The organism is Pseudomonas monteilii NBRC 103158 = DSM 14164 (assembly GCF_000730605.1).
In the GTDB taxonomy this organism is placed as follows: Bacteria; Pseudomonadota; Gammaproteobacteria; order Pseudomonadales; family Pseudomonadaceae; genus Aquipseudomonas; species Aquipseudomonas monteilii.
On record NZ_BBIS01000030.1, the window covers coordinates 1 to 14,556 of the forward strand.

Annotated in this window: 12 protein-coding genes and 1 tRNA gene; 9 read left to right on the forward strand and 4 right to left on the reverse strand. The window is 63.5% G+C overall.

Annotated features, from left to right (window positions below):
* On the forward strand, positions 1-1,211 hold a 1,211-nt coding region (locus tag PM2_RS16575; protein ID WP_042132186.1), incomplete at its 5' end, for an AMP-binding protein.
* A gap of 65 nt (positions 1,212-1,276) precedes the next feature.
* Here PM2_RS16575 and zapE read toward each other — a convergent pair.
* The gene (zapE, locus tag PM2_RS16580; protein ID WP_016714729.1) at positions 1,277-2,347 is read right to left on the reverse strand and encodes a cell division protein ZapE; all 1,071 of its coding nucleotides are present in this window, start codon (positions 2,345-2,347) and stop codon (positions 1,277-1,279) included.
* Between the two features lie 275 nt (positions 2,348-2,622).
* Between zapE and PM2_RS16585 the strand changes: the two genes are divergently transcribed.
* Positions 2,623-2,697: transfer RNA gene (locus PM2_RS16585), tRNA-Gln, on the forward strand.
* 102 nt (positions 2,698-2,799) lie between these two features.
* Here PM2_RS16585 and PM2_RS16590 read toward each other — a convergent pair.
* From PM2_RS16590 to PM2_RS16600, 3 genes are read right to left on the reverse strand one after another with little or no spacing between them, the layout of a single operon-like run.
* Entirely contained in the window at positions 2,800-5,187 is a 2,388-nt protein-coding gene (locus tag PM2_RS16590; RefSeq protein WP_028699341.1) for a PAS domain-containing hybrid sensor histidine kinase/response regulator, read from the reverse strand.
* A 13-nt stretch (positions 5,188-5,200) separates the two neighbouring features.
* Positions 5,201-5,662: a response regulator gene (locus PM2_RS16595; protein WP_016714727.1), complete on the reverse strand. Its 462-nt coding sequence runs from the start codon at positions 5,660-5,662 to the stop codon at positions 5,201-5,203.
* 15 nt (positions 5,663-5,677) lie between these two features.
* Complete coding sequence (locus PM2_RS16600) at positions 5,678-7,927, reverse strand: ATP-binding protein (RefSeq protein WP_028699340.1); 2,250 nt, start codon at positions 7,925-7,927, stop codon at positions 5,678-5,680.
* 253 nt (positions 7,928-8,180) lie between these two features.
* Between PM2_RS16600 and PM2_RS16605 the strand changes: the two genes are divergently transcribed.
* The 7 genes from PM2_RS16605 to PM2_RS16635 all read left to right on the forward strand — a co-directional run bounded on the left by PM2_RS16605 (position 8,181) and on the right by PM2_RS16635 (position 14,525).
* Positions 8,181-8,708: a Csu type fimbrial protein gene (locus tag PM2_RS16605; RefSeq protein WP_028699339.1), complete on the forward strand. Its 528-nt coding sequence runs from the start codon at positions 8,181-8,183 to the stop codon at positions 8,706-8,708.
* A 30-nt stretch (positions 8,709-8,738) separates the two neighbouring features.
* Entirely contained in the window at positions 8,739-9,275 is a 537-nt protein-coding gene (locus PM2_RS16610; RefSeq protein WP_019098003.1) for a Csu type fimbrial protein, read from the forward strand.
* Between the two features lie 18 nt (positions 9,276-9,293).
* Positions 9,294-9,827: a Csu type fimbrial protein gene (locus PM2_RS16615; RefSeq protein WP_028699338.1), complete on the forward strand. Its 534-nt coding sequence runs from the start codon at positions 9,294-9,296 to the stop codon at positions 9,825-9,827.
* Positions 9,828-9,830: 3 nt separating this feature from the next.
* Positions 9,831-10,334, forward strand: a complete 504-nt coding sequence (locus PM2_RS16620; RefSeq protein ID WP_016714722.1) for a Csu type fimbrial protein — start codon at positions 9,831-9,833, stop codon at positions 10,332-10,334.
* 40 nt (positions 10,335-10,374) lie between these two features.
* Entirely contained in the window at positions 10,375-11,151 is a 777-nt protein-coding gene (locus PM2_RS16625; protein ID WP_016714721.1) for a fimbrial biogenesis chaperone, read from the forward strand.
* Between the two features lie 108 nt (positions 11,152-11,259).
* Complete coding sequence (locus PM2_RS16630; RefSeq protein ID WP_016714720.1) at positions 11,260-13,557, forward strand: fimbria/pilus outer membrane usher protein; 2,298 nt, start codon at positions 11,260-11,262, stop codon at positions 13,555-13,557.
* Entirely contained in the window at positions 13,554-14,525 is a 972-nt protein-coding gene (locus PM2_RS16635) for a Csu type fimbrial protein (RefSeq protein WP_016714719.1), read from the forward strand. The genes PM2_RS16630 and PM2_RS16635 overlap by 4 nt, the downstream gene beginning before the upstream one ends.
* Positions 14,526-14,556 lie beyond the last annotated feature (31 nt).

Below are 14,556 nucleotides of genomic sequence, written 5' to 3' on the forward strand. Positions count from 1 at the left end.
CCCTAACAGATGGTACGCCCCATAACATCATGTACACCTCGGGCACCACCGGCAAACCCAAGGGTATCGTCCGGGAAAACGGCGGTAATGCTGTGGCGCTGTGCTATGCCATGCGCCATATCTATGGCATGCAGGCCGGCGATGTGTGGTGGGGCATTTCCGACGTGGGCTGGGTGGTCGGCCATTCGCTGATCGTCTACGGGCCGTTGATGAGCGGCTGCACCACGGTGTTCTACGAAGGCAAGCCGATCCGCACCCCAGACGCCTCGGCCTACTGGCGGGTGGTGGAGCAATACAAAGTCAATGCGCTGTTCTGTGCGCCCACCGCCATGCGTGCCATCCGCAAGGAAGACCCGGAGGGCGAGCTGATCCGCAAGCACGATCTCAGCTCGCTGCGCCAGCTGTTCCTGGCGGGTGAGAAGCTTGACTCAAGCACCCATGAATGGCTGGAGCGGGTCAGTGGCAAACCGGTGCACGACCATTGGTGGCAGACCGAAACCGGCTGGCCGGTCACTGCGCCCTGCGTCGGGCTGGAGGGCAGCGCGGCCAAGCCGGGCTCAAGCAACCGGGCGGTACCGGGCTACCATGTGCGTGTCGTGGATGACGAAGGCCACTTGCTGGGGCCTAATCACCAAGGCTCGATTGTCATTGCCCTGCCGTTGCCGCCCGGGTGCAGCCAGACGCTATGGGGTGACCACGAGCGTTATTTGCAGGCCTACCTGCGCACCTATCCGGGTTACTACCACACAGGCGATGGCGGCTACCTGGACGAGGATGGCTTTGTCTACATCATGGGGCGCACGGATGACGTGATCAACGTGTCCGGGCACCGCCTGTCCACCGGCGAAATGGAAGACCTGGTGGCCTGTCACCCGGCGGTGGCCGAGTGCGCGGTAATTGGTGTGCACGACGAGATCAAGGGGCAGGTGCCGCTGGCGCTCGTTGTGCTCAAGGACGGCGAGGGCATCAGCGAGGCGCAGTTGCTGGTGGACTTGGTGGGCAGCGTGCGCGAGGCAATCGGCCCGCTGGCCTGTTTCAACCGGGTTCGGCTGGTGAAGCGTTTGCCTAAAACCCGGTCGGGGAAGATCTTGCGGGCGGTGCTGCGCAAGATTGCCGACGGGCAGGACTATGTGCCGCCTTCGACCCTGGATGACCCGGCGGTGCTGGGGGAGATCGAGGGGGTGCTGGCGGATTTGCCCAGGGCGGGTTGATGAGCTGACTCTTCTGGCCTCTTCGCGGGGTTACCCGCGAAAAGGCCGTTTCAGGCAATGGAGATCTAAGGGGCTACCTGATGCAGTTGCCCCAACCGGCTGCGGGTTCGCATCAGGTCGGCAAGCGGCCCGCCAAGGCTCTCTTCCAGCGGTCGCTTGCCAATCACCGTCACTTGGCGGTCCTGGTCATACAGCACATCCACCAGGTTGACGAAGCGCTGCTGGGCTGCCAGCGAACACTCCGCCAAGTCATCCAGCCCATCAATGATCCACTCATCATACTGCTGCGCCAGCGCCAGGTAGTCGATCACCGCCGTGGCCTTTTCGCACAAGTCGTCAAACCCGAGCACCACCCGCCGGCCGTCGATGGCCAGTGCGCGCAGTGGGCGCTTGTTCACCTCCAGCATCACCGGCTGTTCGCGCGGCACGTTCAGCGCCTGGCGCTGCGCGGCATCGCCTGGCCACACATAATGGCCCTGGGTGAAACGCTGGTGCTCGCGGTTGGCCGGCAGGCTGCGAAAATCCGTATCGCCGCCTACCTCCAGCACTTGCATAGCGCTGTTGATCAGGCGGATCACGGGCAGGAAACGCTCGTGGTACAGCGGGTTGGGCAGCAAGCCTTCAGGGGCGTAGTTGGAGGTCACCAGCAGGAACACGCCACGGGCGAACAAGGCGTTGAACAACCGGGTGAGCAGCATGGCATCGCCAATGTCATGCACATGGAACTCATCGAAGCACAGCACCCGGCAATTGCCCACCAGCTCATCGAGTGTGGCGCCCAGTGCATCGTCCAATGCCCGGTGGCGGTGCATGCCCTGGTGCAGGCGGGCAAAGAAGTCATGAAAGTGCAGGCGCAGTTTGGCTTCTACCGGCACCGCCTGGAAAAAGCCATCGAGCAGCCAGCTCTTGCCGCGTCCCACCGAGCCGTACAGGTAAAGGCTGCGTGCTTGCCCTTGTTCGAGCTGTGCCAGTTGTGTGGCCATGCACTGGATCACCCGTCGCTGGCCATCACTCAGCTGGTAACCCCGGCTGCGGGCTTTTTCCTCGAACCAGTCGAGCAGTTCACTGTGGTTGGCTTCGGCGCCACGCAGGCGTTGGCCAAGCTGGCGAAGTGGGGCGGGGATCCAGGCAGACAAATGCACAGCTCCTTGGGTGATGGCGGGGCAGCGTGCAGCTTGCCCGAGGGCGGCCATTTTGACTAATACGGAAAGTGGCCGGCAATGATCGCTTCATGCGATAGGTCTGGCATCAGCGCGGGTGAAAATGACTAACTCGCTGTTTTCTGGCAATTTTTTTTCATCAGGGGCTTCACAGATCAAAACTTTGTTGTTAAAGTACCGCGCATTCCAAGACAACAACCCAGTTGTCACTCAGTTGGAATTGTCAGGGCAGCAAACGCTGCATCCGATACAGGGGCGTCGCCAAGCGGTAAGGCAGCAGGTTTTGATCCTGCCATGCGTTGGTTCGAATCCAGCCGCCCCTGCCATTTTTCAGCTTCAAACGTATATCACCCGGTGCTTAGAAAGATGAGCGCTGGGTTTTGTCGTTTTTGCGCGATGTCTGTAGAGCGGCCTTGTGCCGCTCTCAACTAATCTGCAATCCCCAGCATTTCATTCAGCACCCTGGCCAGCTCATCCGCCTGCACGGGCTTCTGGATGACCACGCTGCGCGGTAATTCCAGGCCCTGCAACTCCGCATAACCGGTAAGAAACACCACCGGCAGGTGCGGGTAGCGGTCACGGGCCGCCAGCGCCAACTGCGCGCCGTTGAACTCGGGCATGGCGAAATCGGTAAGCAGCAGGTCGATTTCCCCATCCAGCAGGACCAGGGCCTGTTCGCCGCTGTGCGCCTGGCGCACCTGGTAGCCGTACTGGCGCAACACGTCGCCCAGCATGTCGCGCACCAGGTGGTCATCATCCACCAGCAGCACCGTACGGTTGCGGCCACTGTCGCTGACCGGCTGCCTGAGCAGCGGTACGGCCGGTTCGCTCATGGCCTGCTCCTTGACCGCCGGCAGATACACCGCCACTTGCGTGCCACGGCCAGGTACGGTGTCGATGCGCACGCCGCCCCCGGACTGTTTGGCAAAGCCGAACACCTGGGCCAGGCCAAGGCCGGAGCCCTTGCCGATGTCCTTGGTGGTAAAGAACGGCTCGAACACCTTGGCCAGCACGTCTTCGCTCATGCCGCAGCCGGTATCGCGGATGCTCAGCATCACGTATTCCCCAGGCTCCGGGTCTTCGGGGCGCTGTGGGCGGGTATCGATGCAGGTATTGTGAGTGGTCAGGGTCAGCTGGCCACCATCGGGCATGGCATCGCGGGCATTGATCGCCAGGTTGAGGATGATCATTTCGGTCTGGGTAGGGTCGGTCAGGGCCTGCCACAGGGCCGGGTCCAGGTCCAGGCGTACCGAGATGTTACCGCCCAAGGTGCGGCTTAGCAGTTCTTCCAGGCCGGCCAGGGTGCGATTGAGGTTCAGCGGCACGGGTTCCAGGCGCTGACGGCGGGAAAACGCCAGCAGTTGTGAGGTCAGCTTGGCGCCACGCTCGCCGGCTTCGCGGATGTGCGTGAGGCGCGTGCGGGCTTTGTCCAGGTTGGCCTTGGCCAGGTCGCGCTCGAGAAAGCTGGCGCCGGTGAGGATTACCGTCAGCAGGTTGTTGAAGTCGTGGGCCACGCCTGCGGTCAGTTGGCCGACCGCTTCCAGCCGTTGCATCTGTTGCAGCGCCGCCTCGATGCGTTCGCGCTCGTTGATCTGCTCGCGCAGGCGCGTGTTGGCTTCTGCCAGGCCAAGAGCGGCTTCGCGCTCGCTGGTAATGTCACGCGCCACCACGTAAAGCAAGGTGTCCTCGGGCACCACCACCCACGACAGCCAGCGCTGCTGCCCACCGGCGTGCTGGATGCGCCCCACGAAGCGGGCACTGGTGCGGCCGTGGGCGAGGGCGGCCAGCTCGGTAAGCAACAGTTCCTGGTCGTGCTCGGGCAGCAGGTGCAGCAAGGAGGACTGGCTCAGGCGCTCGCGGGAGAAGCCCAGGCTGGCTTCCCAGGCAGGGTTGAGTGCGACTGGGGTCAGGTCCTTGTTGAGCACGGCCAGCAGGTCCTGCGACAGCTCCCAGGCGCGGTCGCGTTCACGGGTGCGGCGTTCCACCCGCTCGCCCAGCATCTCGTTGAGCTGGCGCAGCGCCTGGGTGGCCAGGCGCTGGGTGTGGATGTCCTGCAGTACGCCGGAAAAACGCACGCACTGGTCGTTGACGAACTGGCACTGGCCGCTGCTAAGCAACCAGCGTGGCTCCAGCCCGTTGGGTTGGGCAATACGGAACTCGACCCGGTAGTGGCCCCCGCTTTCCGGGCGCATGGCGTGCTCAACCGCCTCGCGCACCAGTGGCAGGTCGTCGGGGTAGATGCCGGCGTAGAACACGTCAAGGCTCATTTCGGTGCTGGTGGGCAGGCCGAACAGCGTCTTGCAGCGGTCGTCCCACAGCAGCAGGCCTTCTTGCGGGCGCAGGTCCCAGGTGCCCATGCCGGCGGCGTCGATGGCGATGCGGGCACAGGCTTCGACATCTGCCAGTGCCTCTTCGGCGCGGCGCCGGCGCTGGCGTTCCTGCACCTCGGTCAGGGCCCGGCGCACGGCCTTGGGCAGCAGCGGCAAGTTTTTCTTCAGCACATAGTCGGTGGCGCCGAGGCGGATCATTTCCACCGCGTGCTCTTCGCCATAGATGCCGGACAGGAAAATGAACGGTACGGCTGGCGCCAGGCGTTGGGCGATGGCCAGCACCTCGGTGCCGGACGAGCCTGGCAGCACGCAGTCGCACAGGATCAGGTCATAGTGGGCCTCACGCAGGGCATGTTCGAAACCCGCATGGTCGAACACCAGCCGGTGCTGCACATTCAGCCCGCTGCGCTCCAGGCGCATCAGGGTCAGCTCGGCGTCCATCGAGCTGTCCTCGACCATCAGTATTTTCAACGGCGTTTGCTGCATCGTTGCGGCGGCCTCAGTTGCTACCGCGACGGTTCAGCCGCAGTGAGCCGGGTGGCGGTTCGTTGAGCACTGCCCAGAATACCCCGAGGTCGGAGATGGCGGCGACGAATTCCTTGAATTCCACCGGTTTGACCACATACGCGTTCACCCCCAACTCGTAGGCGCGCAGCAGGTCAGGCTCCTCCCGCGAGGAGGTCAGCATGACGGTGGGGATGCTGCGCAGTTCAGGTGTGGTACGTACTGCCTTGAGCACTTCCAGGCCATCGACCTTGGGCAGTTTCAGGTCCAGTAGCAGCACGGCAGGGTTGCCGTCGTCGCGATCGGCATAGGCATTGCGGCGCAGCAGGTAGTCCAGGGCATCGGCGCCGTCGCGCAGCACGATGACTTCGTTGGCCAACTGGCTACGCTCCAGGGCCAGCAGCGTCAGCTCCAGGTCCCTTGGGTTGTCTTCGACCAGCAGGATGGGTTTAAGCATGGTGATAGTGGTGCCTCAGGTGGATGCGGTGTGGTGCGGTAAGGTGAAGTGGAAGCTGGCACCCTGGTCGATCTGACCAGTGGCCCAGACCCGGCCGTCATGGCGCTCGATGATACGACGTACGCTGGCCAGGCCAATCCCGGTGCCTTCGAAGTCCTCCATGCGGTGCAGGCGCTGGAACACCCCGAACAGCTTGTTGGCGTAGGCCATGTCGAAGCCTACGCCATTATCGACGATGATGATTTCGGTTTCGTCAGGGTGCTGTACCGCGCGGATGCCAATGTGCGCGGGGTTACGGCCACGCGTGTACTTGATGGCATTGGCGATCAGGTTGTGCAAGGCCATGTTGATGAATGCCGGATCGCCGATCACCTTGGGCAGTGCAGCAATGTCCCAAACGATTGCGCGGCCTTCGTAATCCGGTGCCAGCTCGCTGCGAATCGCATCGACCAGCGTGTTGAGGTCGACGTCGGACAGGCGCAAGGCCGAGCGGCCCATTTGCGAGAAGTTGAGCAGGTTGTCCACCAGGCTGCCGGCGAAGTGCGCCGCTTCTCCGATATGCTGAAGGTAGCGCTTGCCGCGTTCGCTCAGACCCTGGCCTTCGATTTCGCCGAGCAGTTCGGTGTAGCCGGCGATGTGCCGCAAGGGGGCGCGCAGGTCGTGGGACACGCTGTATGAAAATGCTTCAAGCTCCTTGTTCGAACGGCGCAGTTCGCCTGCCAGTTGCGCCAGCTCTTCGGCCTTGCGCAACACAATGCCCAGCACCGCGCTGCGCAACTCCATCACGCCCTCGATCTCCAGCGGGTCCCAGGGCTCGCAGTAGTCGCGCAGTTCTTCCTGCCAGCGTTCGAAACTGTGCCGCGGGTCGAGGTTGCCCTGCGGCCCGGCCTGCTTGGTCGGCTGGCCAGCCCAGTTCACCGTGCGCACCTGCTCGGGGCGGAACCACAGCAGGTAGTGCGAGTGGATCTGCGAGATGGCCACCGCCAGCACACCGCCGACATGGGCGGCCAGCTCGGGCAGGTCGGTGATGTCACGGCGCAGGTTGTCACTGTGGAACACAGTGTCTGCACCGCGCTGGCCAAGCCAGTGTACCAGCGCGGTCACCTGGGCTTCGGGCGGGGTCTTGCCGATCAGGTCGCAGCGTTCGGCCGAGATCACGGCGGCACCCTGGGCACCGGCAAAGGCCAGTAGCACATGGGGCAGGTCGCGCAGGCCGTCGCTGACGCTGTCATGGTCGGCCATGGACGAGATCATGCGCACGATGTGTTGGCGCAGCGCCAGCAGCTTGCGTGTGCTGGCATGCGCCTCGCGGGACTCGATCTGCAGCGACAGCACGCTGGCCAGCAGCTCGCAGGCCGTGCGGGTACGCAGGTCCACTGCACGCGGCTGCTGATGGTGGCAGGACACCAGCCCCCACAGTTCACCATCGACCACGATCGACAACGACATCGACGCCAGCGTGCCCATGTTGCGCATGTATTGCAGGTGCACCGGTGACACGCTGCGCAGCGTGGCAAAACTCATGTCCAGTGCCTTGCCGGTACGCGGGTTGGTGGCCGGATGCAGGGGCGAGGGTTGGTAGTTGGCGTCTTCGATCACGCGGATGCGGTTCATCCGGTACAGCTCGCGCGCCTGGCGCGGGATGTCTGCAGCCGGGAAGCATAGGCCCAGATAACGGGGGTAGCCCGGGTCGGCCACCTCGGCCAGCACCTGGCCGTTGCCATCGGCATCGAAACGGTACGCCTTGACCCGGCCAAAACCGGTGATGCGCTTGAGTTGGAGCACCGTTTGCTGCAGCAGGTCTTCAAGGCTGCTGGCCAGCTGAAGGCTGCCAACGAAGCTGCGCACCAGTGGGTAGTAGTCGCCTTGCCCGGCCAGGTCCGGCGGCAGGCGTGGGGGTTCGAGCTCGGCCACCAGCACGTCGTCGTGACAGTGCACCAGCAGGTGCAACGGGGTGCTGAACGGCGCGCCCTGGCGCAAGCGCACGTCGCCAATGTGAAAAGGGAAGACTTCATCGTCGGGTATGCGCGCGAGCTGCGCGCACAGGTCAAAACCGTCGCTGACCAGGTGGGTGAATTGGCAACCGATCAGCTCCCGGGCTGGCAAGCCCAGCCACTGTTCGACATTTTCACTGGCCTGCAGCACGCACAGGTCGGTGGCATCCAGCACCAGCAAGAAACCGTGGGGCTGGATGCTGCTCGGCACGTGGATCGGTTCCCGGGCACAGCGTTCCATGGCTTCTTCCAGCGTGTTGTCTGCAGTCATCAGTGAAAACGCTCCTGTCTTGTCCGTCCCTGTATGGCACAGGATGAGGTGTGTCACCCTAACAGAAATCCAGCAGTTTTACCGGCCTCTGGCCATTGGAGGCACTGGGTAGCGAGGGGTTCTACGCGGGGCTGGTTTTTTTTGACGGAGCGGTATCGCTTTATCGCTAATACAAAAAAATGGCTTGATGCCACCACGGTCGTGCTGCCTCGCTGCTACGCTCAGACCAGGCAGTTTCGATAAGGATAATAAGGTGACGGAGCGCTTGGTGGCCGCGCTGTTGGGCCTGTTGTTCAGCGGCAGTACCGTGGGAGCGGATTTTCTCGTGGAAGTGCGGGTGCTGGTGCAGCGTGGCTGCATGCTGGTTACCCAGGCACGCGATGCGGGAGCTCAGGCGCTGGGGCGGATCGACCTGGGTGCGACGGCTCGCCTGGACGGCCCTGGCGCGCCTTTGAGCGGGGTTTTGCTGAGCCAGCGCCCGCCGCGCCTGGAGTGCAACCCGGGCACCCCTTATCAAGTGCGCGTCGACGGCGGCCAGCATGGCGGCGTTGGCGAGCTGCGTTACCTGGCCAGCGACGACCGCACCGCACGGCCCATTCCTTACCGCTTGTACCGCGATGCTGCCTGGCGCGACCCCTTGGAGGTTGGCGTGGCCCAGTCGGCGCGGGTGCCAAGCAGTGGCTCGGTCGAGCTGCCGCTGTATGCGCGTGTCGACAAATTGGCCTGGGTGCCGAATGCAGGGCTGTACGCCGACCTGCTCAAAGTCACGGTCACCTGGTAGGGACGCCGCCATGCACAAGGACGCCATGCCATGAACCGTACTTCCATCCTGTTACTCACCCTTGGGCCATTGCTGGTAACTGGCGGTGCGGCGCACGGCAGCACCACCGGTTTCATCCAGGCGCGGCTGGTGATCAGCGCGGCCTGCCAGATCAGCAGCAACGACACTCAACCGGCCGTACTGGGTAACCCGGGTCTGCTGGATTTCGGTGAACGTGGCCCGAATTGGGACCAGCCGCTGCGCAGCCGGGTTGACGAAGCAAGCGGCGAGGGCAGCCTGCAGATCAGTTGCACGCCTGAGGTACGGGCGTTCAACGTGCGGATCAACGGTGGCCTGAATGGCGACGACGGCATTCGCCGACTGAGCAACGGCCGTGAACTGATCCCTTATCAACTGGCGGTCGACCCGGGTGGCAACAGCCGCTACGCCATCGGCCAGGCACGCGCCTTCACCATCAACAGCACCCGGCAGATCCCGATTCCCATCTACGGAGTGGTAGTGGCGCAACGTCGCGCGCTGCCGGCCGGGCTGTACCGCGACACCCTCAGAGTGACCCTGGACTGGTAACTACGCAAGGAGACTCCGATGCGAACGAACCTATCATGCTGCATGCTTGCAGGCCTTGGCCTCGCGCTGGCCTCCCAGGCCCAGGCGGCGACGGTAACCGGGAATATCACCTCGACGTTGACCCTGATTGCCGCGTGCCAGGTCAACGGTAGTTCGGGTACATCGGGGCTTAACTTCGGTGCCTTGGACTTTGGCACCCAGGATGCCCTGTTCACTAGCGCAAATGCCCAGGTACTGGGGGGCGGGGGCGGTGCCATGAGCATTCTGTGTTCGGCCGGTACGGTGCCGGTGGTCAAGGTACGTGCGGGCCTGCACGACGGCCAGTCGAGCGGTGGCACGCGTGCCCTCGCTGACGGCGCTGGCAACTTTGTACCTTACGACCTGTATACCGACTCGGGGCGTACAACGTTGCTGGCAATCGACGGCACCATCACCCTGCCCACCAGTACGGGTGTGGCCCAGACCGTCAACCTGTACGGCAAGGCCGTGGGCAAGGCGGGTTTGCCTGCTGGGGTGTACAGCGACACGATTTCGGTTGAGCTGTCGTTCTGAACCATGCGCCGCTGGTTGACGTGGGGCCTTACGGGCACCGGTTTGCTCCTGGCTACACCGTTGAGCGCGGTGACTACCAGCACCTTCACCGTGACGGCACAGATTGTTGCCGGTTGCCTGGTGGTGGGGGGCGTCACCAGTTATGGAACGCTGGACTATGGTACGCAGTCTGCGTTGTCCACCAGCACCCTGAGCACCTCGCTGGGTGGCACCACGGTCACGTTCCAGTGCACCCCCGGCGTTGCCATGAACATGAGCGTGGATGGTGGGCAGAACAGTGCGAGTGGCACGCGCAACCTCAAGCGCACGAGCGGCACGCAGCTGCTGGCCTACCAGCTTTACCGGGACGCGGCCTACAGCCAGACGTTGGGCATCGGCACGAGTGTGGCCGTGAGCTATTCCGACCCGACAGCGATCAAACTGCCGGTCTACGGGCGGGTTCAGCTGAGCGGCACGCTGCCAGCGGGGACCTACACCGATGTGGTGCAAGTGACGGTGACCTGGTGAGTGCCAGCGCCACCAACGACACGTGTCTAAGGAGAGTTGCATGCGGCAAGGCGCGAAGTGGGCGCATGGATTGATCGGGTTATCGTGGCTGGCGAGCCTGCCAGCCGGAGCGGCGACTTCGGTGCTGATCTGGCCGATCGACCCGGTGTTGGAGGCTGATCAGAAGGCCGGTGCCCTGTGGCTTGAAAACCGCGGCACGGCGCCGGCCAACCTGCAGGTACGGGTATTCGCCTGGCGCCAGGGCGATTATCAGGAACAGTTCCAGGCACAGCGTGAAATCATCGGCAGCCCGCCGGTGGCCAACATCGCCCCTGGGCAAAAGCAGCTCATCCGCCTTACCCGCACCGGCCCGTCACCGGCCGGTCAGGAGCAGGCCTACCGCATCATCATCGACGAAATCCCGCCCGCCATTCCTGTGGACAAGGCCGAGCCAGGCGCCACTGCGGCAATTCGCCTGCAGATGCGCTATTCGGTGCCTCTGTTCGTCTACGGCGAAGGCCTGTGGGGCAAGGCCGACACCGAGGGCAGGCGCAATGCCGAGGGCGTTGGCAAGCCGCAACTCACCTGGCGCCCGGTGACCGTGCAGGGCAAGCCCTACGTTGAGCTGCGCAACACAGGCCCGGTGCATGCGCGCCTGACCGATGTGGTGGTGCAGCAAGGCAGCCAGAGCAAACCGTTGGCCGAGGGCTTGCTGGGCTATGTGCTGCCGGGTGCGAGCATGCGTTGGCCGGCACCCGTGGCGCCCGGCAGCACCAGCGTGCTCAAGGGCCGGGTCAACGGCCAAGGCTCGGCGGACGCCATCCGCCAAGGCCAATGAGCCAGCAACTGAATGCAGTGCAGGGGCCAGGGAGGACCCGGCAATGGTTGGAAACCGTGTGTGAAATGGCTAACGGCGACGACGCGCCGCTGGTGCCTGGGGCTGGCCATGGCTGGCCCCAGCCTGGCGCTGGCCGACGACCTGCCCCCGCCGCCTACGGAGATGTCCGCCACCGCCGATGCCACGCTGTACCTCGACCTGCTGGTAAACCAGATGCCCAGGGCTGAACTGGTGCCGGTGCAGCAGCGGGCCGGGCAGTTGTACCTGGACAGCGAGGTGTTGCGCGCGGCCGGTATTTCGCTGCCGGGCAACCCCCAGGGCGAAGTGGCACTGGAAGGCATCGCAGGGTTGCACACCGACTACGACAGCCAGAACCAGCGCTTGCTGCTGCAGGTGCCGCCGGCCTGGCTGCCCGATCAACAGGTCGGCGACCACAACCTGTACCCGGCCAGTGATGCCCGCAGCAGCTTCGGCGCCTTGTTCAACTACGACCTGTACCTGAACGACACCGATGATGGCGGTACCTACCTGGCCGCCTGGAACGAGCTGCGCCTGTTCGACAGTTGGGGCACGTTTTCCAGCACCGGGCAGTGGCGCCAGTCGTTCAATGGCGCACAGGCGGATGCAACACGCCAGGGGTTCATGCGTTACGACACCACTTGGCGCCTTACCGACGAGCAGCGCCTGCTCACGTATGAAATGGGTGATTTTGTTAGCGGTGCCTTGCCCTGGAGCAGTTCGGTACGGGTAGGGGGGCTTCAGTTGTCGCGTGATTTCGGTGCACGCCCCGACCTGGTGACGTACCCGTTGCCGGCATTCGCGGGTGAAGCGGCGGTACCGACGTCGCTGGACCTGTTCATCAATGGCTACAAGTCCAGCACCACCGAGTTGCAACCGGGTCCATACACCTTGACCAATGTCCCCTTCATCAATGGCGCGGGGGAAGCGGTGGTGGTCACTACTGATTCTTTGGGACGGCAGGTGTCGACCACTTTGCCGTTTTACGTCACCAGTAGCCTGCTGCAAAAAGGCCTGTCGGACTATTCGATGGCGGCAGGTAGCTTGCGACGTGATTACGCCGTGCGCGATTTTGCTTATGGCCCAGGCGTGGCTTCGGGCAGCCTGCGCTACGGGCTCAGCGACACCTTCACTTTGGAAACCCATGCCGAAACCTCCGAATCGCTGATGCTCGGCGGCCTGGGCGGCAACATGCGGCTGGGCAACTACGGGGTGCTCAACGCTGCCTTGGCGCAAAGCCGCTTCGACGGCGAGAAGGGCCACCAGGTCGCCTTGGGTTACCAGTACAACAGCCAGCGCATCGGCTTCAGCTACCAGCGCCTGCAACGCCATGGCGATTATGCCGACCTGACGCGGGTCGATTCCCCGGACATGCAACTGAGCAAAAGCAGCGAGCAGGTCACCCTGAGCCTCAACCTGAACGAGTACGGCAGCATAGGTGCCGGCTATTTCGATGTGCGCGCCGGTGACGGCACGCGGACCCGTCTGATCAACCTGAGTTACAGCAAACCGTTGTGGGGCAGCAGCAGCGTGTACCTGTCGGCTAACCGCGAAGTGGGTGATAGCCAGTGGGCGGTGCAGGCGCAGCTGGTGATCCCGTTCGACCTGCACGGCACCCTGGCGTTGAGTATGGAGCGGAGCAAGGAAGGCGAGCGCCTGCAACGGGTCAACTACAGCCATGCGGTACCGGCCGGCGTCGGCGTTGGCTATAACCTCGGTTACGCCGCAGGCAGTGACCGCGATGCCTACCGCCAGGCTGACGTTACCTGGCGGCTGCAATCGGTGCAGTTGCAGGCCGGGGTGTATGGCAGCAGCGGCGAGATGACCCGCTGGGCCGACGCCAGTGGCTCGCTGGTGTGGATGGATGCGGGCGTTTTCGCCGCCAACCGCATTGACGATGCGTTTGTGGTAGTGAGTACCACAGGTTATGCCGATGTACCGGTACGCTACGAGAACCAGGAAATCGGCCGTACCGATTCCAAAGGTCATTTGCTGGTGCCATACAGCAGCGGGTACTACCGCGGCAAGTACGAAATCGACCCCATGGACCTGCCACCGGACGTGCTTGCTGCTGAGGTTGAACAGCGCGTGGCGGTGCGCCGGGGCAGCGGTTATTTGCTGGAGTTCCCGCTCAAGCGTGTGATGGCGGCCAGCGTCGAGCTGGTGGACGGCAACCAGCAGGTGCTCAAGCTGGGCAGCCGGGTCACCCACGAGCAAAGTGGCAGCCAGGCCGTGGTGGGTTGGGACGGATTGGTGTACCTGGAGAACCTGTCGGAGCACAACCGCTTGCAGGTGCAGATCGAAGGGGGCGGGCAGTGCCAGGTGGCCTTCGACCTGCCCGAAGCACAAGGCTCGATACCCTTGATTGGCCCGTTGGTGTGCCGATGAGTGGCTGGCTGCGTGTCCTGTGGGCGAGCGTGCTGCTGTTGCCAGCGGGTACCTCCTGGGCCCTTTGCTCGTCGGTAGCAACGTTGCCAGCAGCGTTTGGCAGTCTGAATTCAACGCAGGTTCGCACCACGGTGCAGACTGCGTCGACCCTGAACTCTGGTTTGCAGTGCACAGGTTCATTACTGACCTTGCTCAGCAGCAGTGATCATTTCTACGCGACGATAACGCCTGCCTCGGGCGGGTTGGTCGGCCCTACAGGCGATGTCATTCCTTATACCCTGTACGCGAACAACACGACCAGTTACCCGATCACCCGGGGGGTGGCCTACGACTTTGCCCGCAACGGTATTATCGACCTGTTGGGGTTGCTCGGGGGCACTACACCCAAGGCAGTGCCTATCTACATGCGCACGCAGATCGGTAGCAACGTTGCAGCAGGGTTGTATCAGGAAAACCTGACCGTGGCCTGGAGCTGGGATTACTGTTCGGGGATTGGCGCGCTTGGAATATGCCTGGGGCGTGACGTTGGTTCGGGCACCAAGACCTTGAACGTGAGCCTGACCGTGACCAACGATTGCCAGATTACCACCCCCGACATCAGCTTCAGCAGCGCGCCGGTGGTCGCAGGGTTCGGTACGGTGAGCCAGAGCCTCAACGTGTCGTGCACCAAGGGCAGCAACTACACCGTGGGGCTGGACGACGGGCAGAACGTCTCCGGTGGCCGGCGGCGAATGAAGTCATCGGCCAACAACTACCTGGCCTACGACATTTTCAAGAGTGCCGGGACGGTGCGCTGGGGCTCATCGGGGGCGGCACGACGTGCCAGTACCGATGCAGACGTAAACCCTGGGGCGGGTACCGGCACTGGGAGCCAGCTGTTCAACTATAACGCCAAGGTCTACACGGACCAGCCTACGCCGCCAGCGGCGACCTATTCCGACAGTGTGATACTGGATGTGCAGTTTTGACAAAGCCTGACGCGGTCCTGCAAGAGGGCCG

What these genes read in the sequence shown, in the direction of transcription:
- PM2_RS16600 (WP_028699340.1), bottom strand. Translation starts at nt 7,927, where the DNA reads ATGACTGCAGACAACACGCTGGAAGAAGCCATGGAACGCTGTGCCCGG.
- PM2_RS16610 (WP_019098003.1), top strand. Translation starts at nt 8,739, where the DNA reads ATGAACCGTACTTCCATCCTGTTACTCACCCTTGGGCCATTGCTGGTA.
- PM2_RS16595 (WP_016714727.1), bottom strand. Translation starts at nt 5,662, where the DNA reads ATGCTTAAACCCATCCTGCTGGTCGAAGACAACCCAAGGGACCTGGAG.
- PM2_RS16620 (WP_016714722.1), top strand. Translation starts at nt 9,831, where the DNA reads ATGCGCCGCTGGTTGACGTGGGGCCTTACGGGCACCGGTTTGCTCCTG.
- PM2_RS16590 (WP_028699341.1), bottom strand. Translation starts at nt 5,187, where the DNA reads ATGCAGCAAACGCCGTTGAAAATACTGATGGTCGAGGACAGCTCGATG.
- PM2_RS16615 (WP_028699338.1), top strand. Translation starts at nt 9,294, where the DNA reads ATGCGAACGAACCTATCATGCTGCATGCTTGCAGGCCTTGGCCTCGCG.
- PM2_RS16635 (WP_016714719.1), top strand. Translation starts at nt 13,554, where the DNA reads ATGAGTGGCTGGCTGCGTGTCCTGTGGGCGAGCGTGCTGCTGTTGCCA.
- PM2_RS16625 (WP_016714721.1), top strand. Translation starts at nt 10,375, where the DNA reads ATGCGGCAAGGCGCGAAGTGGGCGCATGGATTGATCGGGTTATCGTGG.
- PM2_RS16630 (WP_016714720.1), top strand. Translation starts at nt 11,260, where the DNA reads ATGGCTGGCCCCAGCCTGGCGCTGGCCGACGACCTGCCCCCGCCGCCT.